The 21322-nt window shown below is 61.7% G+C and carries 27 protein-coding genes; 13 read left to right on the forward strand and 14 right to left on the reverse strand.

What is annotated here, in order from left to right:
- From ACI3GR_RS17580 to ACI3GR_RS17600, 5 genes are all read left to right on the forward strand, one after another.
- Positions 1-147: flagellin (locus ACI3GR_RS17580; RefSeq protein ID WP_407496453.1), on the forward strand; the 147-nt coding region annotated here is incomplete at its 5' end.
- 304 nt (positions 148-451) lie between these two features.
- Positions 452-1288, forward strand: coding sequence for a flagellin N-terminal helical domain-containing protein (locus tag ACI3GR_RS17585; protein ID WP_407496325.1), 837 nt, complete (start codon positions 452-454; stop codon positions 1286-1288).
- Positions 1289-1414: 126 nt separating this feature from the next.
- Positions 1415-1813: a flagellar biosynthesis regulator FlaF gene (locus tag ACI3GR_RS17590; RefSeq protein ID WP_407496326.1), complete on the forward strand. Its 399-nt coding sequence runs from the start codon at positions 1415-1417 to the stop codon at positions 1811-1813.
- A gap of 3 nt (positions 1814-1816) precedes the next feature.
- A complete protein-coding gene (locus ACI3GR_RS17595) occupies positions 1817-2287 on the forward strand; it encodes a flagellar biosynthesis repressor FlbT (RefSeq protein WP_407496327.1) in 471 nt (156 codons plus the stop codon).
- A gap of 1 nt (position 2288) precedes the next feature.
- A complete protein-coding gene (locus ACI3GR_RS17600; protein WP_407496328.1) occupies positions 2289-3110 on the forward strand; it encodes a DUF1217 domain-containing protein in 822 nt (273 codons plus the stop codon).
- A 30-nt stretch (positions 3111-3140) separates the two neighbouring features.
- On the opposite strand, the gene ACI3GR_RS17605 is transcribed toward ACI3GR_RS17600, so the two are convergent.
- The 5 genes from ACI3GR_RS17605 to fliF form a co-directional block, all read right to left on the reverse strand.
- Positions 3141-4187, reverse strand: a complete 1047-nt coding sequence (locus tag ACI3GR_RS17605) for a flagellar motor switch protein FliG (RefSeq protein WP_407496329.1) — start codon at positions 4185-4187, stop codon at positions 3141-3143.
- A gap of 13 nt (positions 4188-4200) precedes the next feature.
- Complete coding sequence (gene fliP / locus ACI3GR_RS17610; RefSeq protein ID WP_407496330.1) at positions 4201-5034, reverse strand: flagellar type III secretion system pore protein FliP; 834 nt, start codon at positions 5032-5034, stop codon at positions 4201-4203.
- A gap of 3 nt (positions 5035-5037) precedes the next feature.
- On the reverse strand, positions 5038-5328 hold the full coding sequence (gene fliN, locus ACI3GR_RS17615) for a flagellar motor switch protein FliN (RefSeq protein ID WP_407496455.1): 291 nt from the start codon (positions 5326-5328) through the stop codon (positions 5038-5040).
- A gap of 87 nt (positions 5329-5415) precedes the next feature.
- The gene (locus ACI3GR_RS17620; RefSeq protein WP_407496331.1) at positions 5416-6078 is read right to left on the reverse strand and encodes a FliH/SctL family protein; all 663 of its coding nucleotides are present in this window, start codon (positions 6076-6078) and stop codon (positions 5416-5418) included.
- A 3-nt stretch (positions 6079-6081) separates the two neighbouring features.
- Positions 6082-7773, reverse strand: coding sequence for a flagellar basal-body MS-ring/collar protein FliF (fliF, locus tag ACI3GR_RS17625; RefSeq protein ID WP_407496333.1), 1692 nt, complete (start codon positions 7771-7773; stop codon positions 6082-6084).
- A gap of 181 nt (positions 7774-7954) precedes the next feature.
- Here fliF and ACI3GR_RS17630 point away from each other — a divergent pair, with 181 nt between their 5' ends.
- From ACI3GR_RS17630 to ACI3GR_RS17645, 4 genes are read left to right on the forward strand one after another with little or no spacing between them, the layout of a single operon-like run.
- Positions 7955-8482, forward strand: coding sequence for a flagellar basal body-associated FliL family protein (locus ACI3GR_RS17630; RefSeq protein ID WP_407496334.1), 528 nt, complete (start codon positions 7955-7957; stop codon positions 8480-8482).
- A 2-nt stretch (positions 8483-8484) separates the two neighbouring features.
- Positions 8485-9432 (forward strand): flagellar motor switch protein FliM, encoded by a 948-nt coding sequence (locus ACI3GR_RS17635; RefSeq protein WP_407496335.1) that lies wholly within the window; start codon positions 8485-8487, stop codon positions 9430-9432.
- On the forward strand, positions 9416-9769 hold the full coding sequence (locus ACI3GR_RS17640) for a flagellar motor switch protein (RefSeq protein ID WP_407496337.1): 354 nt from the start codon (positions 9416-9418) through the stop codon (positions 9767-9769). Before ACI3GR_RS17635 ends, ACI3GR_RS17640 begins: the two co-directional genes overlap by 17 nt.
- The gene (locus ACI3GR_RS17645; RefSeq protein WP_407496339.1) at positions 9769-10404 is read left to right on the forward strand and encodes a MotE family protein; all 636 of its coding nucleotides are present in this window, start codon (positions 9769-9771) and stop codon (positions 10402-10404) included. The genes ACI3GR_RS17640 and ACI3GR_RS17645 overlap by 1 nt, the downstream gene beginning before the upstream one ends.
- Here the strand turns inward: ACI3GR_RS17645 and ACI3GR_RS17650 are convergent.
- Together ACI3GR_RS17650 and ACI3GR_RS17655 are read right to left on the reverse strand one after the other, a co-directional pair.
- Positions 10401-11054 carry a GntR family transcriptional regulator gene (locus ACI3GR_RS17650; RefSeq protein ID WP_407496340.1) on the reverse strand — a complete coding sequence of 218 codons (654 nt, stop codon included), beginning with the start codon at positions 11052-11054 and terminating at the stop codon, positions 10401-10403. The genes ACI3GR_RS17645 and ACI3GR_RS17650 overlap by 4 nt on opposite strands.
- 88 nt (positions 11055-11142) lie before the next feature.
- Positions 11143-11760 (reverse strand): TetR/AcrR family transcriptional regulator, encoded by a 618-nt coding sequence (locus ACI3GR_RS17655; protein ID WP_407496341.1) that lies wholly within the window; start codon positions 11758-11760, stop codon positions 11143-11145.
- A 155-nt stretch (positions 11761-11915) separates the two neighbouring features.
- Here ACI3GR_RS17655 and ACI3GR_RS17660 point away from each other — a divergent pair, with 155 nt between their 5' ends.
- The 4 genes from ACI3GR_RS17660 (at position 11916) to ACI3GR_RS17675 (ending at position 15606) form a co-directional block, all read left to right on the forward strand.
- Positions 11916-13091, forward strand: coding sequence for an acyl-CoA dehydrogenase family protein (locus ACI3GR_RS17660; RefSeq protein ID WP_407496342.1), 1176 nt, complete (start codon positions 11916-11918; stop codon positions 13089-13091).
- Between the two features lie 17 nt (positions 13092-13108).
- Positions 13109-13882: an enoyl-CoA hydratase/isomerase family protein gene (locus tag ACI3GR_RS17665; protein ID WP_407496343.1), complete on the forward strand. Its 774-nt coding sequence runs from the start codon at positions 13109-13111 to the stop codon at positions 13880-13882.
- 3 nt (positions 13883-13885) lie between these two features.
- On the forward strand, positions 13886-14743 hold the full coding sequence (locus ACI3GR_RS17670; RefSeq protein ID WP_407496345.1) for an alpha/beta fold hydrolase: 858 nt from the start codon (positions 13886-13888) through the stop codon (positions 14741-14743).
- Between the two features lie 83 nt (positions 14744-14826).
- The gene (locus ACI3GR_RS17675; RefSeq protein WP_407496347.1) at positions 14827-15606 is read left to right on the forward strand and encodes an SDR family NAD(P)-dependent oxidoreductase; all 780 of its coding nucleotides are present in this window, start codon (positions 14827-14829) and stop codon (positions 15604-15606) included.
- On the opposite strand, the gene ACI3GR_RS17680 is transcribed toward ACI3GR_RS17675, so the two are convergent.
- The 7 genes from ACI3GR_RS17680 to ACI3GR_RS17710 form a co-directional block, all read right to left on the reverse strand.
- Positions 15603-16838, reverse strand: coding sequence for an MFS transporter (locus ACI3GR_RS17680; RefSeq protein ID WP_407496349.1), 1236 nt, complete (start codon positions 16836-16838; stop codon positions 15603-15605). The two genes, ACI3GR_RS17675 and ACI3GR_RS17680, sit on opposite strands and share 4 nt — an antisense overlap.
- A gap of 122 nt (positions 16839-16960) precedes the next feature.
- The gene (gene rfbA / locus ACI3GR_RS17685) at positions 16961-17836 is read right to left on the reverse strand and encodes a glucose-1-phosphate thymidylyltransferase RfbA (protein WP_407496350.1); all 876 of its coding nucleotides are present in this window, start codon (positions 17834-17836) and stop codon (positions 16961-16963) included.
- On the reverse strand, positions 17833-18687 hold the full coding sequence (rfbD, locus tag ACI3GR_RS17690; protein WP_407496351.1) for a dTDP-4-dehydrorhamnose reductase: 855 nt from the start codon (positions 18685-18687) through the stop codon (positions 17833-17835). Before rfbD ends, rfbA begins: the two co-directional genes overlap by 4 nt.
- A complete protein-coding gene (gene rfbB, locus ACI3GR_RS17695) occupies positions 18684-19727 on the reverse strand; it encodes a dTDP-glucose 4,6-dehydratase (protein WP_407496353.1) in 1044 nt (347 codons plus the stop codon). Before rfbB ends, rfbD begins: the two co-directional genes overlap by 4 nt.
- Positions 19724-20299 (reverse strand): dTDP-4-dehydrorhamnose 3,5-epimerase, encoded by a 576-nt coding sequence (rfbC, locus tag ACI3GR_RS17700; protein WP_407496354.1) that lies wholly within the window; start codon positions 20297-20299, stop codon positions 19724-19726. Before rfbC ends, rfbB begins: the two co-directional genes overlap by 4 nt.
- Positions 20300-20381: 82 nt before the next feature.
- Positions 20382-20855, reverse strand: a complete 474-nt coding sequence (locus ACI3GR_RS17705) for a glycosyltransferase (RefSeq protein WP_407496356.1) — start codon at positions 20853-20855, stop codon at positions 20382-20384.
- Between the two features lie 10 nt (positions 20856-20865).
- Entirely contained in the window at positions 20866-21297 is a 432-nt protein-coding gene (locus tag ACI3GR_RS17710) for a UDP-N-acetylglucosamine--LPS N-acetylglucosamine transferase (protein WP_407496358.1), read from the reverse strand.
- Positions 21298-21322 lie beyond the last annotated feature (25 nt).

Below are 21322 nucleotides of genomic sequence, written 5' to 3' on the forward strand. Positions count from 1 at the left end.
GACAGCGGCATCGGGTCGATGATCGACGCCAACATGGAAGAAGAAGCAGCCCGCCTTCAGGCCCTGCAGGTTCAGCAGCAGCTGGCCACGCAGTCGCTGTCGATCGCGAACTCTTCGCCTCAGAATATCCTGAGCCTCTTCCGCTAACCCGGAGTTGCATTTTTCGAACATTAGAGGTCGCAGCCCCTGCGACCTCTTTTCGACGACTACCGTTAAAGTTGTGTATTCTTGTTCTTGGTGAATCCTTGCAATACACAGTTATTACACTGTTTTTGACTATTCTTGCCAATTCTTGAATAGTCCATTCCACGTGCCAGACAGGCAACACCACACCAAATAATTGAAAAATTGTTTATACATTAGCGACAATCTTTGGTAGGTTGATGCCACGGGCAGGCCCGTCTTTTCGACAGAAGTCGTCAAACGATAAAAATAAATCGGAGCAGTAGAGATGTCCTCTATCCTTACGAACCACAGCGCGATGACCGCGCTGTCGACCCTTAGGCAGATCAATAACAATCTGACCGACACGCAGGGTCGTATCTCGACCGGTCTTAAGATCGCATCGGGTAAAGATAACGCAGCCTATTTCTCGATTTCCAAGACCATGTCCGGTGACTCCGGCATGTTCAAAGCAATCGACGAAACCCTGACGCTGCAGAAAAACGCCGTTTCCACCGCCCGTCTGGGTGCGGAAACCCTGGTCGATCTGGCCAAAGATTTTGCTGAACGCGTTGCTTTTGCGCAGGGCGGTACCGAAGAGGTCCGCGCCGACGTTCAGGCTGAACTGGATGAGCTGGCCGCACGTATGTCGACGACCATCGCCCAGTCGACGTTCAACGGGACCGACTATGTGAACACTGCAGCCGCAGTGACGCTGGTCACCGGGATCAGCCGCGCCGCCGGCGGCACGATTTCGACCACGACGATGACCTTCAACCAGCAGGACCTTGGTGCCATCCAAGCCGCGCTGGACGCGATCGACATGACCGCTGCGGATTCCGCAGGCGCTCAGGTCACCGCACTGCAAACCGCCGAAGCACAGCTGTCTGCCGCCGTGGCCGCCGCGACGTCGCTTGGTATTGCCGAACGGTCCATCGAAACCCAGAAAGAATTCCTTGCTGAACTGACCGACCGTCTGGACAGCGGCATCGGGTCGATGATCGACGCTAATATGGAAGAAGAAGCCGCCAAGCTTCAGGCGCAGCAGGTCCAGCAGCAGCTGGCCACACAGTCGCTGTCTATCGCGAACTCGTCGCCGCAGAATATTCTGAGCCTCTTCCAGTAACGCGTCTGGCACACGCAGTCACAGAGGGCCGGGACTCATCGGCCCTTTGAAACAACCTCGGATCAACCGAGGGATCGAACCCTAAAACAATAAAAGCGCAGAACGCGCACAACGAGGACAGGCAAGATGAGCATCGCTGCGTACAAGCGTACGATCAGGGAAAGTGAGTCCCCCCGACAGATCGAGCGGAGGGTTTTCCTCCGTGTGACTAGCGAACTTGAAAAGCAGGCTCAGGAATTCGACGGCGCATCCGCCAAGGAAACGCGCGCCGATTTGCTGGCCATCGGACTGCGGTCGACGATCGCGGAAAACCTGAAACTCTGGTCGACGATCAAACATGATCTGTCACAACCGGACAACGGTCTGCCGTTGCAACTCAAAGCCGGGCTGATTTCGCTGGCGCTGTTCGTCGAACGGCAAACGGCCACCGTGCTGGGCGGCGGGTCCGGGCTGGGTATTCTGGTGTCGATCAACCAAAGCCTGATTTCTGGCCTTTCCGGTCAGTCTCCGGGTCCGAGGGGGTGAACAATGGCGCTTCAACTGACCCTCAAGCCCTTTGAACGTCTGGTGATCAACGGCTGTGTCGTGCGCAATTCGACACGCAAGTCGACCATCGTCATTGAAACCAAGGCTGACGTCGTGCGCGGACAGGACCTGCTGTCCAAAAAGGCCGCCGTCACCCCGGTGAACCAAGTCTATTTCCTGGTTCAGACCGCGCTGACGGATCCGTCGCTGCAAGACAAGCTGCGCAAACCGATTCAACAGCAACTTGCCGCATTGGCGACAACATTTGGCCCTCCCACCGTGCATTGTGTGTTTGAGGCCGCGAACTTTGTCAGCCAGGGCGATTTCTACAAGGCGCTTCGGTCGCTGCGTCCGCTGATGAAACGCGAGGCTGAAATTCTGGGCGCAAACGTTCCGCGTCCGGGTGGTCTGAATGGCGATCCTGCGCAGCAGGACGTCGGTAAAGAAGAGGAGCGGCGGTACGCCGTCAAATAGGATGATACCAATCTCTGGTCTTTCGTCTCTTGTCGGGCTGAACCTGGTCGATGCGACCCGTGACAGCCAGCTTGAAGCTATTCGATCCTCGGCGCGTGACAGCCGGGCGATCGAGTATTTCAAAAAGAACATCAAGAACGTCGAGACGGTCGACCAGTTGATCGATGATCCTGACCTCTATGGCTTTGTCATGCGGGCCTTCGACCTAGAAGACCAGATGTTCGGCAAGGCCATGATCAAAAAGATCCTCGAAAGCAATATCGAGGAATCCGATGCCTTGGTGAACCGCCTGACCGATCCCCGGTTCCGCGAAATGTACAACGAACTGGGGTTCCAGGCGGACGGGCAGGGCAACATCAATACCATTCTGCGCAGCTGGCAGGACCGTATGGTTGACCGCTACGTCGAACGGAAGTTCATGAACTCGGCCGAGGAACAGAACCCCACCGTCGCCACGGCGCTGGAATTCCGCGCCAAGGCCGCCGATATCTCGAACGTGTATGAGATCCTGTCGGACAGTGGCCTGACGCAGTTCTTCCAGACCGCGCTTGGCCTGCCGTCGCAGATGTCCGGGCTGGACATCGACAAACAGGCGGCGATCCTTGAATCCAAGATGGATCTGGAAGACCTCAAAGACCCCGAGTACGTCGAGAAGATGATCCGCAAATACGTCGCCATTTCCGACGCGCTTAGCGGGACGGGCACCGCCAACAACGGTGCGCTTCAGATGCTGACGGCCAATGCGAACAACGCGTCGCAGAACATCATTTCGATCACGATGAACATGGATCGCGTCGGATATTCCGCGTCGCGTTACTTCTAAGATCAGACACTAAACCGAGCGAACTGGCCCTTAGATAAAGTCTTCGTCGTCCGCCATCGGCAGGGCGATGACCTCTTCGTCGGCCAGTTCCTTGGCGTAATCCACCATGCCCGCCTGTGCGTCGCGCACGTCGCGACCACGCACCGGGCCCATGGTGTTCATCTCTTCTTCCAGCATATCGCGGGACCGGCCCGGAAGGGCCGCAAGGAAGACGTCGCGCACCTCTTTCTTGGCACCGCGCAGGGCGATGGGCAGGGCATTGCCCGGCGCGCCACGCATCACGCGGGCCAGATCCATCGCCTCCAGCTTGGCCAGATCGTCAAAGGTGAACATCTTGCCCTTGATCGCGCCAAAGGTTTCCGGAATGCGGCCTTCCAGCGTTTCCGACAGTTCCTGAAACGCGACGACGTCCAGCTTGTTGAACAGGTCCGCCATCTTCTGCTGCATCTCGTTCGCGGTCGGCTGGGCCGGGGCGCTGATGATGTCGGTCTGAAGCGTTTCTTCGATCTGCTTCATCATGTGGTGCGGCACGGCTTCCATACGGATCATCCGTTCGACCACGTTTTCCATCTTTTCCTGACCCAGCAGCGGCAGCACCTTGGCGGCCACGTCGGTTTTCACGTTCGACAGGATCGCCGCGACGGTCTGTTCGTGTTCGTTCTTCAGGTAGTTCGCGATGACGTTTTCCGACAATGACGAGAAGCGCGCCCAGAGGTCCTTTTCCATAAGCGGGCCGCGGATGTCCTTGAGGATACCATCGACCTGTTCGGTGGGCAGGAAGGCGCGCAGCATTTCTTCGGCCACGCTGAACGACCCGACCACGCTGCCACCATTGGCCAGCCCTTCGACGAAATCCGACATGACCTGTTCGACCTGTTCGGCCTCGATCACGCCAAGGCCCGACATGGCGCGGGTCATGGTCTGAATTTCTTCGTTCGACAGGCGCTGCATCATGTCGGACCCGCGCTGTTCGCCAAGGCACAGGAACAGGATCGCCGCCTTCTCCGGGCCCTTCAGCGGACGCTTGGTCGGCAGACGGCGTTCGGTCGTTTTGCGTTGTACTTCGGTAACGGCCATGGCGTTTCCTTTCCTATCCCCCGCCCGCAATGGGCAGATAACTTTCCATCAGCGATCCGGCCAGCATGTACCAGCCGTCGATGAGGACGAAGAAGATGACTTTGAAGGGCAGCGAAATCAGGACGGGCGGCAGCATCATCATGCCGGCGCTCATCAGGATCGATGCGATGATTAGGTCGATGGCCACGAAGGGCAGGTAGATCAGAAAGCCGATGGAAAAGGCCCGGCGCAGTTCTGAAATCATGAAGGCCGGCACAAGGCTGCGCCACGTGGGCAGCCCGTCTTCGTTGAACCCGGTATTTTCGTCCAGTTCTTCGCCTGCGCTGCGCGCCGCGATGTCCTGAAACAGCGCCAAGTCCTTGTCGCGCACGTTGGCGGCCATGAAGGTGCGGAAGGGTTCCGCCGTGCGTTCCAGCGCCTGTTCTTCGGTGATCGTGTTGTTGATCAGCGGACGGATGCCCATTTCCCAGGCGTCTTCGAACACCGGCTGCATGACGAAAAAGGTCATGAACAGCGCCATGGACGACAGCACCATGTTGGGCGGCGTCTGGTTCAGGCCAAGCGCCGACCGCAGCATAGAAAAGACGATGACGAACCGGGTGAAGGAGGTCATCACCACCAGAAGGCCCGGCGCGATCGACAACACCGTCATCGCGGCGATCAGCTGAAGGATACGGCCTGACAGGGTGGCGCGTTCGTCGGATCCCGGGGCGGCGTCGGACAGCGCGTCGGTGATCGACGACAGGAACGACCCGCCGTCCTGCGCCATCAGGGGTGTGCTGAATCCAATCAGCCCCACCGCCAGAAGCGTCGGGGCAAGGACACGGACGGTGGCAGCCGTCCGCATCGCTTATTTCTCCGACACGTAGTCTTTGACGATCTCGATCAGGGACACGCCGATGCGGTCTTCGTCCAGTTTGACGAGGTCCCCGCGCGCGACCAGACGGTCGTTGATGACGATATCGACCGGTTCCCCGATCTTCTTGTCCAATTCGATGATCGACCCGCGCGACAGCTTCAGCAGTTGCGAAATCGGCATGCGGGTCTTGCCCAGAACGATCTGCACGTTCAGGCCGACGTTCATCATCGCGTCGATGTTATAGCCAGACCCATCTTTGGGCGCGGACATCATCGCATCCATCACCGTTTCGGCGGCCTCGCCCTGAGGCGCGGCGGCAGGAGCTTCGGTTTCGGTGTCTTCTGGTTTATCGGTGTCTTCTGCCACGGGTTACTCCAATTCCGATTTCCGACGCGCCATGGCGTCTTGGGTGGCATCCCTCAGCGCCCTTAGCGTGCGGTCGCACAGTTCGGTCAGGCTGAATTCCATGCCGCCGTGATCCCATTCCACCCGTGTGTCGCCGGGGCGCAGGCGGTGATCGGCCTGAATCTGAATGCGGCCCGCAAAGCCCGAGGCCTGCACCTGCTGTTCGATTGCCACGCTCATCTCTCCGGCCACTTCGGCCGGGATGTGGATGCGCAGGGACGACGCCCCAAGCGCCATCTTGATCGCCTTCTTGATCTCGCCTTCGGTCCGGATGATCGCGGTCTGGGTCAGGATTTCCGGCAGCAACTGGCGCGCGACGGTCAGTACGTAATCCAGAACCTGCGCCTCTAGCGCGGCCTGATGCTGGTCGGACTTGGTCAGGATTTCCTGCAGCTTGGGTGCCAGCATCACCAGCGTATCGGCGGTCTTGGAGGCGGTGGTGTCCTGATGTTCGACAGACGCCTCGGCGCGGCCTGCCATGCGGCCGTCCTCATAGGCGGCGGCGCTGGCCTTTTGCACAGCCTCTTCCAAATCCTCGGGCGTATAGATCGCCCGTTTTTCGTGGATACGCTTGCGGGCTTCGAATTCCTCTTCTTCATCGAAGTCGCGATCAAAGACAAAGCTCATGGATTACAACCCCTCGGCTAGCCAGGTCTTCACGACCTTAAGCGAGTCATCAGGCTGAGATTCCACCAATCCCGTGACGGTGTTCAGCCATCCTTTGTGGACCCCGCCATGCACGGCGCTGATGTTGATGATGTCGTCTGGTCCGGCAAAGCCCATCGGTTCCAGCGCAGGCTGACCCATCTGCTGCACGCGGCGGGGACGGGGGGCCTGTGCGGGGGCGGGCAGCCCCTCGGCCTGCTTGTCGGCTTCCAGCGCGGCGACCTCGCCATCTTCGCCTTCAGCGGGCTCGGCTTTTTCGTCGTCGCCTTCGGTCTTTTCGATCATCATCGATGCGACCACCGGCTTGACGCCAAACCGCAGGATCGCAGCCAAGGCGATCAGGACAAAGACCGCGCGCAGGATCGACATCAGGTTATCCTTGATGATCTGCACAAAGCTGGTGCTGACCGGTTCGCCCACATCCATCGAATAATCCATGAAGCGCAGGCTATCGACGGAAATGCTGTCGCCACGTTCTTCGTTGAACCCAATGGCGGCCTGCACCAGTTGGTTCAGGCGGGCCAACTCTTCGGGGCTACGCTCTTCGTAGGCGACATCGCCATTGTCCTGAACGTTGTAGATGCCGTTCACCAGCACAGCGACCGAGATGCGTTCGATCTCTCCGGGTTCGCGGATCGTTTCGCTTTGCGTGTTGCCGATTTCGTAGTTCACCACCTCGTCCGTCTTGGACAAAGAGTTCTGGCTGGTCGCCGTGCCGTTTTCCGCGAGCGAGGCGGGAATATCGTCGTTCACGCCAACTTCGCCAGAATCCCGGTCGGTGTCTTCGCGGGTTTCTTCGCGCGTTTCGGTGGACCGCACGACGCGCTGTTCGGGATCATAGCTTTGGGCGCGGATCACTTGGCGTTCGGTCGTCAGATCGACACTGACCTGCACCCGCGCGTTACCCGCGCCCACACGGGCGGTCAGGATTTCGCGGACGTTGTTGGCGATGCGATCCTCGACCGAGGCGCGCAGGGCCTGCTGGGTGACCTCGGCGACATCCGTGCCCTCTTCGGCCAGAATGGTATCGCCGCTGGCGGTCAGAACGGTGACGCGGCCGGGGGCCATTTCCGGCACCGCGGACGACACCAGCGCACGGATCGACTGCGCCTGACGCACGGTGATCTGAACGCCGGGGCGGGCGCGGATGATAACCGACCCGGTGGGCTGCGGACGCTCGCGGGAAAAGGCTTCACGCTCGGGCAGAACCAGATGGACGCGGGCGGCATCCACACCGTCCAGCGTCTGGATCGACCGCGCCAGTTCGCCTTCCAGCGCGCGCAGGCGATTGATTTTCTGCATGAAGCTGTTCATGCCAAGGCCGCTGGCCTCATCGAACAGCTCCCACCCGGCGGTGCCGTCGCTGACCAAGCCCTGACCAGCCAATTCCATCCGAGCGCGGGCAAGGTCTTCTTGCGGCACGGAGAGGATCGACCCGGAGGCATCGACGCGGATGTTGAACCCGGCGCCTTCCAGCGCGCTGACCATGCGCGACGCCTCTGACGCCGTCAGATCACGATACAGGGTGGAATAGCTTGGCTGCATCAATGTGCGCACGCCAAAGAAGGTCGCAAGGACAAGTACAGCGCCCGTCACGCCAAGGGCGATCAAACGCCCCTGACCCAATGCCCTGAGATTTTCAAGCAAGGCTTGCACTGCTGTCCCCAAACTCTTTGCCCTTTTGACCAAGAATAGGCCAATCTATTCTTGAAAGGCAAGCTAACTTTACAGTTTATACTTGCCAATCTACGCTCAAATCGGCATGTTTCACAAGAAATAACCACGCACTGTTCTTGGTCAGGTGCGGAAATGGCAACGGGCAGACTTGGGGAAAGAAATGAAGAAGCGGGTCGTCTCTCTGGTCCTCGTGACGGTCGTGGGCATTATCGCCCTGATCGGCGGACTGGTCGCGGCGATGGGCTTTGATGACGCGCTGGCGCTGGTCACCGGCGGCGACGAACCCGCAGCCATCGAAGTGACCAAGGCCGAAGGCAACCCCACGGATGAGGTCGAGATCACCCATTCCTCTGCGGATGGTGAGGCATCAATCATCGTGACGCCCTTCAAGGAAATCATCGTCAACATCCACGCCACCACCGCGACGGGCCGTCAGACGACGCGGTTCCTGAAGTTGAACACCGCGCTGGTCTATGACGAAAACCGCCCCGGCGCGTCCTACATCGAAGAGCGCAAGGTCTTTGTCCGCGAGTCCTTTCAGGATTACCTGCGCCAACTCTCAGAACGTGACGTGCAGGGCAGCGCCGGTCTGGCGACGCTCAAGGCCGAATTGCTGCGCCGCGCCCGGTCTGTGGCCGACAGCGACGCGCCCCGTGAAATCCTTATCTCTGACCTGATCGTGCAGTAACCATGTGTGCAGCTAAAGCCAAATCCCAGCTTCCTGCCAGTGCCCCGGTTGAGGAAGAAATCATCCAGAAGGCCAAGCGGTCGTATGAACGCCTGCCCATCCTCGAGGTGATCTTGGAACGCTTTGCGCTGGCCGTCGGCCCGGCGCTGAAATCCTACGTGGGTGCCATCTGCGAAGCGAACATCGACGGTATCGAATACCTGCCCACGGGCGACGCGCTGGAAAAGGTGCCCAGCCCGGCGCTGATCTCGGTCGTGGAAGAAATCGAATGGGACGGCCCCTTTGCGCTGGTGCTGGACCCGACGCTGCTGATTTCGGTACTGGAACTGACCTTTGGCGGCCGCATGGCCGATCGCACCAACTGGGCCCCGCGCAGCTTTACCGCCATCGAAAAGAAGATCGGGTCCGAGGTTACGGCGCTGATCCTTGCCGAACTGGCGGAAACCTTCGCCCAGCTAACCACCGTGGCCTTTACCGTGTCGCATATGGAAACCAACGCGCAGGCGATGGTGCTGGCCCCGCCGAACACCGGCTGCGTCAAGGTTCGCATCCACATCACGATGGATGACCGCGACGGGTATTTCTATCTGGTCGCGCCCTTCAACGCCCTGTCGTCGATCCGCGGCATGCTGGTTCAGCCCTTCCACGGCGGATCGCTTGGCGGTGACAAAAGCTGGCGGCGCAACCTGACCGAGGTGATTTCGGATACCGAAGTGCTGGTCAGCGCGCATCTGCACGACAGCAAGGTGCCCTTGCAGGACATCCTAAGCTGGAAAAAGGGCGACGTTCTGGACCTTGGGATCGAACAGGATCAGCCCGTCACGCTGATGTGCAGCGGGCACGCCATGTACACCGCCCAGACCGGCAAACGCAAAAACGGGCGCATCGCGCTGAAAATCACCGAGCAGCTGAAAGACGAAGAGGAAATGACCAATGTCCTACCTGATTGATGTGGCCATCCTTGTGCTTTTGGTTGGAACGCTTGGGTACGCCTATCTGGTAGATCGCCGCGTCAAGGCGCTGCTGGCGGTGTTGAAAGACATGGGTCCGGTCGTCGGCCAGTTTTCGGAAGCGGTGGATAAATCGGAAAACTCTGTCTCGATGCTGCGGTCCGTTGCTGAAAAAGTACGCAACCCGATCCCGCTGCCTCAGGCCGAGGAAGAGCCGCAGGTCGTGTCCTTCCGCACCAGCCGCGAGAAGGTCAAGAAACCCGCAGGCGTCACCAAGGTGTCGGGCAAATCCGATCTGGTGCGCGGCTTTTTTGAAACCGCACGGGCTCGCAACTAATGGCCATTCGTCCCTTTCCCATGCTGCTGATCGCGCTGGCCAGCGTCGGCGTGGCCAAGCTGGGCTTTGCGCTGGCTGAAGGCGACGCGCCGCTGCCCGCCGGGGACAGCCTGTTTTCCAGCGCCGCCATCGCCGCCAGCCCCGAACCCGAGGATGAGGCCGCCGAAGACGCCGATGGTGACCGAGATTTGCCGCAGGCCTGCGCCATGCCCGAAGAAATGCTGCAGATCATCAACACCGAACGCCAGTTTCTGGAAGAGCAGAAGGCCAATCTGGCCCGCCGCGAAGCCGAGGTCGCGCTGGCATCGGAAAAGCTGCAATTGGAACAGGCCCGTCTGGATGAATTGAAGGGCGCGCTGGACGACATGTTCGCCAAGATCGAAGCGGCCAAGACCGACGATGTCCAACGCCTTGTATCGCTGTATTCGAACATGAAGCCCAAAGACGCGGCCGCGATCATGAACGATCTGGATATCGAGGTGACGGTGATGGTTCTGGGCACGATGTCCGAACGCAACGCCGCGCCGATTCTTGCCAGCCTGAACCCTGTGCGGGCGCGGGCGATTTCGCGCATCATCTTGGAACGTTCCAAGCTGCCGGGCGATCAGCGTCTGGACAATATCGTTCTGGACTAAGCGCCCGGTTCTTTCAGCTTTAACCGCGCGGCATAGCTTTGGCGGATATGAAAGGCGGCAAGGTCTTCAGCCTTGGTGACATCCCGTGCTGCAATCGCCTCGGCAATATTTCGGTGTTCGTCGATCACGGCGCGGCGGCGGTCCAGATCGACAAGCGACGTGCCGCGCCGGTCAGCGGCCACGATATCCTCTAGCGTGCCAGAAAATTTCATCAGATAGCGGTTGTGCGCGCAGGCCCGGATCATGCCGTGAAATTCGCGGTTGTGCCGGATCATTGCGGCGCGGTCGTCGATCAGCCCCGGCTCTGCCGCGACCAGACGCATCAGCTGGTCCAGCTCAGGCCCCGAGGCATTGCGCGCGGCCAGCCCGGCCAGCATCCGTTCCAATCCTTCGCGGGCGACGAAGATTTCCTTCAGCGCCTCGCTGTCGATGGACGCAACCACCAGCCCGCGCCGGGGATGTTCGGCCAAAAGCCCCTCGGACTGCAGGCGCAACAGGCCTTCGCGGGCGGGCGTGCGGCTGATCTTCAACCACTCTGCCGTCTTGTATTCGGAAATCCGATCCCCGGGCGCCAGCGTGCCATCGCCAATCGCGTCGCGCACGGCCTCATAGGCGTGTTGCGCAAGGTTCGGGTTGCTGGATCTGGACAAGGCGGCCCCCTTAGGTGGTGGCGGTAATCTAGGGCAGGGCGCGATTGCGGGTCAAACCCAAAGGCGGCTTTTCGGTATACCGTTTGTCCTAGCGCGGGGTAAATCCCGACAGCGTCAGGTCCAGAAACTGATCCGCGACCTCTTCGACCGTCATCTTGCCTTCGGGCTTGTGCCACCGCGGGGTGTAGTTCAGCCAGCTTAGGATCATCCGCGTCATCATCCCCGGATCCGCGTCGATCAACTGGCCCGTGTCGATGGCTTTGACGATCTCGGCCTTCAGCCGCCCTTCGTAATCGTCGCGCAGGGCAATGACCGCATCCCGATCCGCAATCGCATCGATCGACCAGAAAATCCGCGACCCCACGACCCAGCCCGCACGATCCCGGTCCATATGTCGCCCACTGGCGCGGACAAAGGCGCGGATACGCTCTAACGGTTGGTCTTCGGCTATGTCCTGCAAGGCCTCGGCGATCGTGTCGTTTAGACGGGACATGCGATATTCCACCACCGACCGCAGCAGCGTTTCCTTGTCGGTAAAGTGGTAATACAGCGCGGCTTTGGTCATCCCGCAGTGTTCGGCCACGTCCCGCAGCGACGTGCCCTCATACCCCATCCGGGCGAACAGGTCGGTCGCGACGCTAAGGATCTGCGCCCGGCGCTGTTTGCCGGGCATCTTGGGGGTCGCGCTGGTGCCGCCGTCGCTCATATTGTGGGTCCGTCCCTTGCAGGCCCCAAGTCTACCCTGTTCACCCGCCACGGGAAAGCCCAAGGCGCAGCGGGGCAGTTGACCGCCCGGTAAGCAAGCGATACTGCTAGGTCAAAATGGTATGCCATTTTGTCCGCACCGCGGAAGGAGGAGCGATGGATTTTTCCCTGACCGACGAACAGCAGATGTTGAAAGACCTCTGCGCCCGCTTCAGGACCGATTTCGTCCGACCGCTGGAATCCAAGGTTCTGGCCCGCGAGGCGAACGGCGGATCGAACTCTTTGACGCCCGAAGAACAAGAGTATCTGGACGGCCGCGCCAAGGACCTGGGCCTGTATGGTCTGGACAGCCCCGAGGAATACGGCGGTGCGAACCTTGATTGCACGACGATGGTCGGCGTCTGGGAAGAACTAAGCCAGACCTGCATCGAATACACCTTCCCGCCCGACAGCCCCAATCTGCGAATGCTGATCCAGACGGCGAACGAAGAACAGCGCGCCAAGTATCTGGAACCCTACAGCCGAGGAGAGCTGATCAGCGCCATCGCGATTTCCGAACCCGGCGGCGGCGGCGATCCGGCGGCGATGACAGCCCGCGCGGTGCTGGACGGAGACGAATGGGTCATCAATGGTCGCAAGATCTGGATCTCAAAGGCCGACAAGGCGGATTTCACCATCCTGATGGCCTCGACCAACCCCGCCAAGGGCGCGCGCGGCGGCATCAGCGCCTTTATCGTCGACCGCGACACGCCGGGATACATCCTGCAGCGCCGGATCCCGATGCTGGGCGGGCGCACCACGCATGAAATCGTGATGGACAACCTGCGCCTGCCGAAATCCGCGCTTCTGGGCGAAGAGGGCAACGGCTTTGGCCCCATGCAACTGCGGCTGAACACGCGGCGGGTGCAGATGGGCGCGTGGTGTGCGGGGAAAACCCGCTATGCCCTTGATCTGATGAAGGATTGGGTGAAACAGCGAAAAACCTTTGGCGACCTTCTGGCCAATCGTCAGGCGATCCAATGGTGGATTGCGGATGCCGAAATGCAGCTGCACGCCCTGCGCCTGATGATCTACAACACCGCCGACAAGGTGGACCGCGGTGAACAGGCGCGGACCGAGTGTTCGATGGTGAAACTGATGGCCACCGAACTGGCGTGGGACACGATCGACAAGGCGATGCAGGCGCATGGCGGGATGGGGATGACACGCGAACTTCCCCTTGCCATGATGGCGAACCATGTCCGCCTGATGCGCGTCTATGAAGGGCCGAGCGAGGTGCACCGCATGTTGATCGCGCGTCACGCGCTGCAAGACAGAATACCGGGCCTGTAAGCCCCGAGGGAGGAAAAATGAGCGACGTAACTATCACCCGCGACGGCCATATCGGCATTGTCGAACTGCACCGCGGCCCCAACAACTTTGTCGATATTGCCGCGATTGCCGCGCTTGGCGACGCCTATGACGAACTGGACGCGGACCGAGAGATCCGGGCGCTGGTCCTGTGTTCCGAAGGCAAGCATTTCTGCGCCGGCGCGAACCTTGCCGAACGGGTCAAGGACGACAATGACACCATCACCCAAGAGGCCGGACGCCACCTGTATCAAGAGGCGCACCGCCTTGTGTCCAACGCCAAACCCGTCGTCGCCGCCGTTCAGGGCGCGGCCGTGGGCGCGGGCATCGGGCTGGCGCTGACCGCCGATTTCCGGGTGGGCTGCGAGGCGTCGCGCCTGTCGGCCAACTTTGCCCGGCAGGGCTATCATCCGGGCTTTGGCACCACCTTCACGTTGCCCCGCATCGTCGGCCAGCAAAAGGCCGCATGGATGTTCATGACCGGCGAACGCGTACCGGGGGATGAGGCGCTGCAAATCGGGTTGCTGGACCGCTTGGTCGATGCCGACGCCGTCCGCGACACGGCAATCGAGATGGCGCGCGACATCGCGACCTCTGGCCCGCTGGCGGTTCAGGGCGTGCGCCGGACGCTTCGGATGGGCTTTGCCGACGGCTTCAAACAGGCGACCTATACCGAACATTTCGAACAAAGCCTTGTCCGCCCGACCCATGATTTCAAGGAAGGCGTCGTCGCGATGAACGAACGGCGCACCCCGAATTTCAAAGGGTACTAAGGCTTGGACGGCGTCACGCTTCCGCCGGACCTGACCGCCCCGGACCCGGACTTTGACGCGCTGGACCAGTCAGCCCGGCGCCATGTCACCGGGCCCGAGGGACGGCGCATCCACTGGGCCGAATGGGGGCCTGCGGACGCGACGCCCTTGGTTCTGCTGCACGGCGCCTATGGGTCGTGGCCGCATTTCATTCGTAATATCAACGCCTTCTCAAATGACCACCGGGTGCTTGTGCCCGATATTCCGGGCTACGGCCTGTCGGACCTACCCGCGCCACTGTCCATTGCCGCCATTGGCGAAGCCGTGGCCGACGGGTTAGTAGAGCTGATCGGCAACAGGCCCTATCGGCTGTTCGGGTTTTCCTTCGGCGGGGCAATTGGCGGGCGGCTGATGCTGCATCACCGCGATCAGATCACCCATGCCATGCTGGCCGCCCCCGCGGGCATCGCCACCGCCAAAGTTCCCCCGATGAAGGGCGTCCGCTTTAAACAGGGGGAGGAGCTGGTGCAGGCGCTGGCCTTCAACCTGCGCTCCATCATGTTCGCGCGGGATGAAACGGTCACACCACAGGTCATCGCACTGCAACACCGCGTGTCCATGGCCGCGCGGCTGCGGGTCGAACGCGTCGATTGGGGCGAGGGGCTGCGCGCCCCCGTCACCGATTTCCCCGGCCACCTGTCGGTGATCTGGGGCGCGGCCGACAGCTTTGTCGGTCCTGCCGAAATGCCTGACCGTCCCACATGGATCAAACGCTGGAACCCTCGCGCGGCGACCCATGTGATCGATAACGCCGGGCACTGGGTCCAATACGAGGCCGCCGATCAAGTCAACGACCTGCTGCGCGCCCATATCATGCTGTGACCGCCAAGCGCCCTCGACAAGACTGCGAAAAACACTGACCATCCGGTAAGTAGAATTGCGATTCTGCCAAGGGAGGAATGGCCATGCGCATGGAAAACCGGATCGGGCTGGTGACAGCCGCAGCCTCGGGGATGGGTCGGGCCGGAGCGATACGGTTCGCCCGCGAAGGGGCCAAGGTCGCCGTCGTGGACATCGACGCGGACGGAGTTGATGCGGTAGTCAAACAGATCACCGACGCAGGCGGAGAGGCCATCGGCCTGACCGGAGACCTGACCGACGACGCCTTTTCCAAATCCATCGTGCATGACACCGTCGCGGCCTTTGGCGGCATCGATTTCGCCTGGCTGCACGCGGGCCATCCCGGCCCTGCCAAGGTCGAAGGCATGGACATGGCCACATGGGACATCGCGGTCGATCTGAACCTGCGGACCATCGCCCTTACCACGGCCGAAGCGCTGCCCGAGATGCGCAAACGCGACAACGCCGCGCTGCTCTACACCGCGTCGATCGCGGGGATCAAAGGATCGGACCGCAGCCCTGTCTATTCCGCGATGAAATTCGGCGTCGTTGGCTGGACCCGGTCGCTGGCGCAGCGCGTCGCCAAGGATGGCATCCGCGCCAATGTGATCTGCCCCGGCGGGGTCGATACGCCCATGCTGCGCACCTTTGTCGCGCGGCCCGATCAGGACAGCACCCAAGGCATGGACGTCGAAGAGGTGCTGGCCACCCGCCGCGCCGCCTATCCCCTTGGCCGCCCGTCCCAGCCCGATGAACAGGCCAACGCCGCGCTGTTCCTTCTGTCGTCCGAGGCGTCCTATGTCAGCGGATCGGTTCTGGCCGTCGATGGGGCGATGACCGCCTAAAGCGTGTCTTCCAGCGCGTGGCGCAACCGGTCAAAGCGCAGCGCGAACCACGCCACCACGCACAGCGTCACCATCACGCCCGCGATCAGCGGCGGGCGCATCCCCCAGATGTCCGACGCCGCGCCCATCACCAGCGCGCCAAGCGCGGGCGACCCGCGCACCGACAACCCCCAGATGCCCAGCACCCGGCCGCGCACGTCCTCGGCCACGATAATCTGCGTCAGCGTCTGGGCCGAGATCGCGCCCACCACCATCGCAGCCCCCGCCAGCATCGCCAAAGGCAGTGCCATCCACACATGCCACGACGCTGAAAATGCCAGCAATACCAAACACATCGCCGCCTGTGATCCCAGCATGATCCGCGCCAGCCCGCGCGCCGATCCGCGCCCCGCCAGCCACAGCCCGCCGATCACCGCCCCGATCCCAAGGGCCGAGGTCAACGCCGCAAAATCCCCCGACGATCCGTTGAAAATCTGCGCCGCCCAGCCCGGCAAAAGCTCCACCACCGGGCGCACCATCAGGCCCGCGACGACCGTCAGCAACAACAACACGTTCACCCCCGGCGTCGTCACCGCGTGGCGCACGCCGACCATCGTCTCCGCCATGAAACTGCCGCCCGCGCGCTTCTTAGGCTGGTTGTGGATCGTCACCTGCGTCAGGCACAGGGCAAAGATCGCAAAGGTCACCGCGTTGACCATATAGGTGGTCCCCAGCCCGCCAATTGCGATCAACACGCCTGCGACCGCGGGGCCCACAAACCGCGCCAGATTGAAAGTGACCGAGTTGATGGCAATCGCCGTGTTCAACCATTGCGTCGTCACAAGGCCTGAGGTGATGGCAAGGCGAAACGGCTGCAGGAACCCGGTGACCGTGCCGTGGAACAGGGTGATCAGGAACAGCGGCCAGATCGACAGCATGTCCATCTGGTACAGCGCAGCCAGAACAACCGCCTGCATCAGCCCAAGGATCTGCCCGATTTTCAGAACGTGAAGCCTGTTCCACCGATCCGCCGCGGCGCCAGAAAACGGCCCCAGCAGCACGCAGGGAAAAAGGTCCGCAAAGGCAATCGCGCCGACCCAAGTGGCGCTTTCCGTCAGCGTCCAGGCCAGCCACCCGCTGGCGATCCGCTGCATCCATGTGCCGATCAGGCTTAGGGAATTTCCAAGGGTGAACAGCCCGTAATTCCGTTGTCTCAGCACATCGATGATACGGTCGAAACCAAGGCGCGGCATGGGCGGGGCTTTCCATCGGGGCATCGAAATAGATGCTATGTGCATGGAATACCATTTTGCGCCCGGAACTCAATACCCCGAGCGTGGAAACGTTTTCATATTACGTGATTACAGTGACTTACCTAGTCGCGGACAAGCCGTTCAAGGTACTTCCCATACTCGGTCTTGCCGAACAGCTTGGCCCGTTCCAGCAGGTCTTCGTCGCTGATCCAGCCCTGTTCATGCGCGATCTCGTCCGGGTTGCCCACATGCAGCCCCTGCCGCATCTGCAAGGTCCGGACAAAGTTCGACGCGTCCAGCAGGCTGGCGTGGGTCCCGGTATCCAGCCAAGCGTAGCCGCGTCCCATCTTCTCGACGTTCAGCAACCCGTCCTTCAGATAGCTATCCAGCAGCGACACGATCTCCAGCTCTCCGCGGGCCGAGGGGGTCACCTGCTTCGCCCGCTCCGGCGCGGACCCGTCCAAGAAGTAGAGCCCGGTGACCGCATAATCCGACGGCGGCACCTCTGGTTTTTCGATGATCTCGCGCACCGTGCCGTCGGTGTCGAAATCCACCACGCCGTACCGCTCCGGGTCCGCGACGTGATAGCCAAAGACCGTTCCGCCCACGTCGCGCGCGTCGGCGGCGGCCATGATCTTGGGCAGCCCGTGCCCGAAAAAGATGTTGTCGCCCAACACCATGGCCGAAGGTGCCCCGGCCAGAAACGCCTCTCCCAACAGATAGGCCTGCGCCAGCCCGTCGGGCGAGGGCTGCACGACATAGTCCAGCCGCAGCCCCCATTGCGATCCATCGCCCAGCAGGCGGCGGAACTGCTCCTGATCCTCCGGCGTGGTGATGATCAGCACCTCTCGGATCCCCGCCAGCATCAGCACCGACAGCGGGTAATAGATCATCGGCTTGTCATACAGCGGCAGCAGTTGCTTCGACACGCCCATGGTGATCGGAAGCAGCCGCGTACCCGACCCACCGGCCAGAATGATGCCCTTGCGCGTGGTCATGCGGATACCTCAAGCTCTTGTAAAACATCTGATAAATCGCCGCGCCAATCAGGGCGGGGCAGGCCAAAGACCTCTCTGGTCCCGCTGCAATCCAATCGGGAGTTCAACGGTCTGGCGGCGGGGGTCGGGAAGTCCGCTGTCGGGATCGCGGTGACGGTGACCTTGCGCCCGGACATCTGGAAAATCGCCCGCGCAAAGCCCGCCCAGGACGTGTCTTCGGTGCCCGAGAAATGGTAAATCCCGCTGACCTCGGATCTGGTTTTTAGCGCCTCAACCATCGTCAGGCAGGTCGCCGCGATCGACCGGGCCGAGGTCGGGCCGCCGATCTGGTCATCCACCACGCTAAGTTCATCCCGCGTCTCCGACAGCCGCAGCATGGTCTTTACAAAGTTGGCCCCATGCGCGGAAAACACCCAAGAGGTCCGCAGGATCGCAAAGCGCCCCCCGGCATCGGATACGCCCAGCTCTCCGGCCCGTTTGGTGCGGCCATAGGCGTTGATGGGATCGACTGGATCTTCGGGTGTCCATGGCGTCTCTCCGCCGCCCGGAAAGACGTAATCCGTTGAGATCTGGACGAAAGGCACATCCAGCGCCGCGCAGGCCTGCGCCATCGCGGTGGGGGCCTCGCCGTTGATGATCCGGGCCTGCGCCTCATGCTCTTCGGCGGCGTCGACGGCGGTCCAGGCGGCGGCGTTGATCACCGCCTTTGGCTGGCGCGCGGTGATGGCGGCGGCGCAGGCCTCAGGGTCCGACAGGTCGGCCAGATCACGCCCCAGAAACTCCGCATCGGGGCGCAGTGCGCGCAGCTCTGTCGCCACTTGCCCGGTTTTGCCAAAGACCAGCAGGCTCATCCCGTGCCCAGCCTTTTGCCAACCCCGTCGCGCGCCTGCAGCGGCCGCCACCAGTCCTCATTGTCCAGATACCACTGAACGGTCCGCTCCAGCCCCTCTTCGACGGTGACAGACGGGCGCCAGCCCAATTCTTCACGAATACGCGTCGGATCAATGGCATAGCGCGCATCATGGCCGGGCCGGTCGGTCACAAAGGTGATCTGGTCGGCATAAGACCCGGCCTTGGGCCGCAGCCGATCAAGGATTGCGCAGAGGGTCTGGACCAGTTCCAGATTGCTGCGCTCGTTCTCTCCGCCGATGTTGTAGGACCGCCCGATGACGCCCTTTTCCAGCACCAGCAGCAGCGCGTCGGCGTGATCTTCGACGAACAGCCAGTCGCGGATATTGTCTCCGGTGCCGTAAATCGGGATCTCCTTGCCCGCCAGCGCGTTCAGGATCACCACGGGGATCAGCTTTTCCGGAAAGTGGAAGGGCCCGTAATTGTTGGAACAATTGGTCAGGACGATGGGCAGCCCATAGGTTTCATGCCAGGCGCGGACCAGGTGGTCCGACGATGCCTTGGACGCGGAATAGGGCGACCGGGGGTCGTAAGGCGTGGTTTCGGTGAACTTCACATCCGGGTCTGCGGGCAGAGAGCCGAAGACCTCATCGGTCGAGATATGGTGGAACAGGAACCCCGCGTGCCTTTCCGCCGCTTCCCAATAAATGCGGGCGGCTTGCAGCATGTTGTAGGTGCCGGTCACGTTCGTCTCGATAAACGCGCCGGGGCCATCGATCGACCGGTCCACATGGCTTTCGGCGGCCAGATGCATGACCTTGTCGGGCCGGTGCGCGGCAAAGATGCGCTGCAGTGTCACGGGGTCGCGAATGTCTGCCTGTTCAAAGGCATAGCCGGGATGATCCGCCACCATCGCGACGTTTTCAGCACAGGCGGCATAGGTCATCGCGTCAAGGTTCACGACCTCATGCCCCCGCGCGATGGCCAGCCGGACAACGGCCGATCCGATGAACCCCGCGCCGCCGGTGACGAGGATCTTCATGGCTGCCTTCCCATCTGGGCCTCATAGTCAAAGGGGCTGTCGAATTGGTCCAAGGGCTGCGCGGCGGCATCTTTGTCCGACAGCAAGGGGTCGGCAACGTCAGGCCAGTCAATGCCGCAAGAGGACCAGAGCACCGCGCCGTCACACTCTGGCGCGTAATGGTCGGTGCATTTGTAGACGATCTCGGTATCCGGCTCTAACGTCATGAAACCATGCAGGAATCCCGCGGGGATCCAAAGCTGTTGGCCATTGTTGAAACTCAGCTCTTCCCCGATCCACTGGCCGTAGGTTGGGCTGCCCTTACGAACGTCCACCGCCACGTCGAACAAACGCCCGCGCCCGCAGCGCACCAGTTTGCCCTGCGCATGGGGCGGGGACTGAAAGTGCAGCCCGCGAATGGTGCCCGCCTGCGCCGACAATGAATGGTTGTCCTGAACAAACTCCGGCAGGTGCAGCCCCGCCTTGGCCAAGGTCCGGCGGTTCCAGCTTTCCGCGAAGAAGCCCCGCGCATCGCCATGCCGCGCGGGCGTCAGACGATAGACGCCGGGAAGGGCTGTTTCCTCGATCTGCAACGGTACCTCCTGACTGCGCCCGCCAAACCTGACCGGTCTGCTTTCATCTTCAATAAGCCTCTGACAGGGCGAAATATCCACCCTATTCTTCGACCAGTTCCCTCAACCGTCCGATCAGCGCGTCCCGGGACAGGCTTGGGCCGTCACGCCGCATCGGCGTTAGGGCAGGGGCGGTCAGCAGCGTCCTCAACGCATCCGCATCTTGGGCCACATGCACCCCGATCCGTCCGGCGACCGCGCGGGTGGTGGCGGTCTGGTGGTCGTTGCGGTGTTCGCCCCTGTCCGCCCGCCGCGGCATCAGGATCAGCGGTTTGCCCGCCGCCTGCGCCGACAGAATGGTACCGATCCCCGCATGACCGACGATTACCCGTGCCTGATCCACAAGCCGCGCGAAATCCTTCGACGCAAGCGATCCGTGCACCTCCAGCGCCCGATATTCCCCCGGATCGGGGCCGATCTGCGCCACGATCCGCAGCCCCTTCTGCGCAGCCAGATCATCCAGCGCGCGGATCAGGCGCGGAAACCCCAGCTGAGTGCCCACGGTCGCGAAAATCACCGCCCAGACCTCACAGCACGGCCCCTGCGAATTCCGCGCCTTCGGCTCGGGCGACGTGGTCCCATTGGCTGAGCCTGTGATGCGCGAACCGGCCCGCGATCCGGCCCGACATCGACATCGCCTCAGCGTTGGCGACACTGTCGAGCCATATGGTCCGCGCGCCGATCACGCGCCCCATCAACAGGGCCAGCATCCCCGGCAAGGCCCCCGTCGTCACAATGACTTGCGGGCGCAGTCGCCAGACCAGCGCCGCCATCGTGCCCGCGCAGCGCAGCATCGCCAGCGGCGTGTCGCGGTTGCAATCCGGCACGCGTACTGCCCCCGGAACGCCGTCTAAAGTCGTTGCGAAATGTACCTCATGCCCCGCGAACGCCGGACGGATCAGCATCAGCTGTTGCCAATGCCCACCAGAAGACGCCACGGCCAGAACCCGTTTGCGCATATGTCAGCCCCTGTTTTGGCGATGC

This window comes from Pseudooceanicola aestuariicola, assembly GCF_045763785.1.
Taxonomy (GTDB): Bacteria; Pseudomonadota; Alphaproteobacteria; order Rhodobacterales; family Rhodobacteraceae; genus Pseudooceanicola.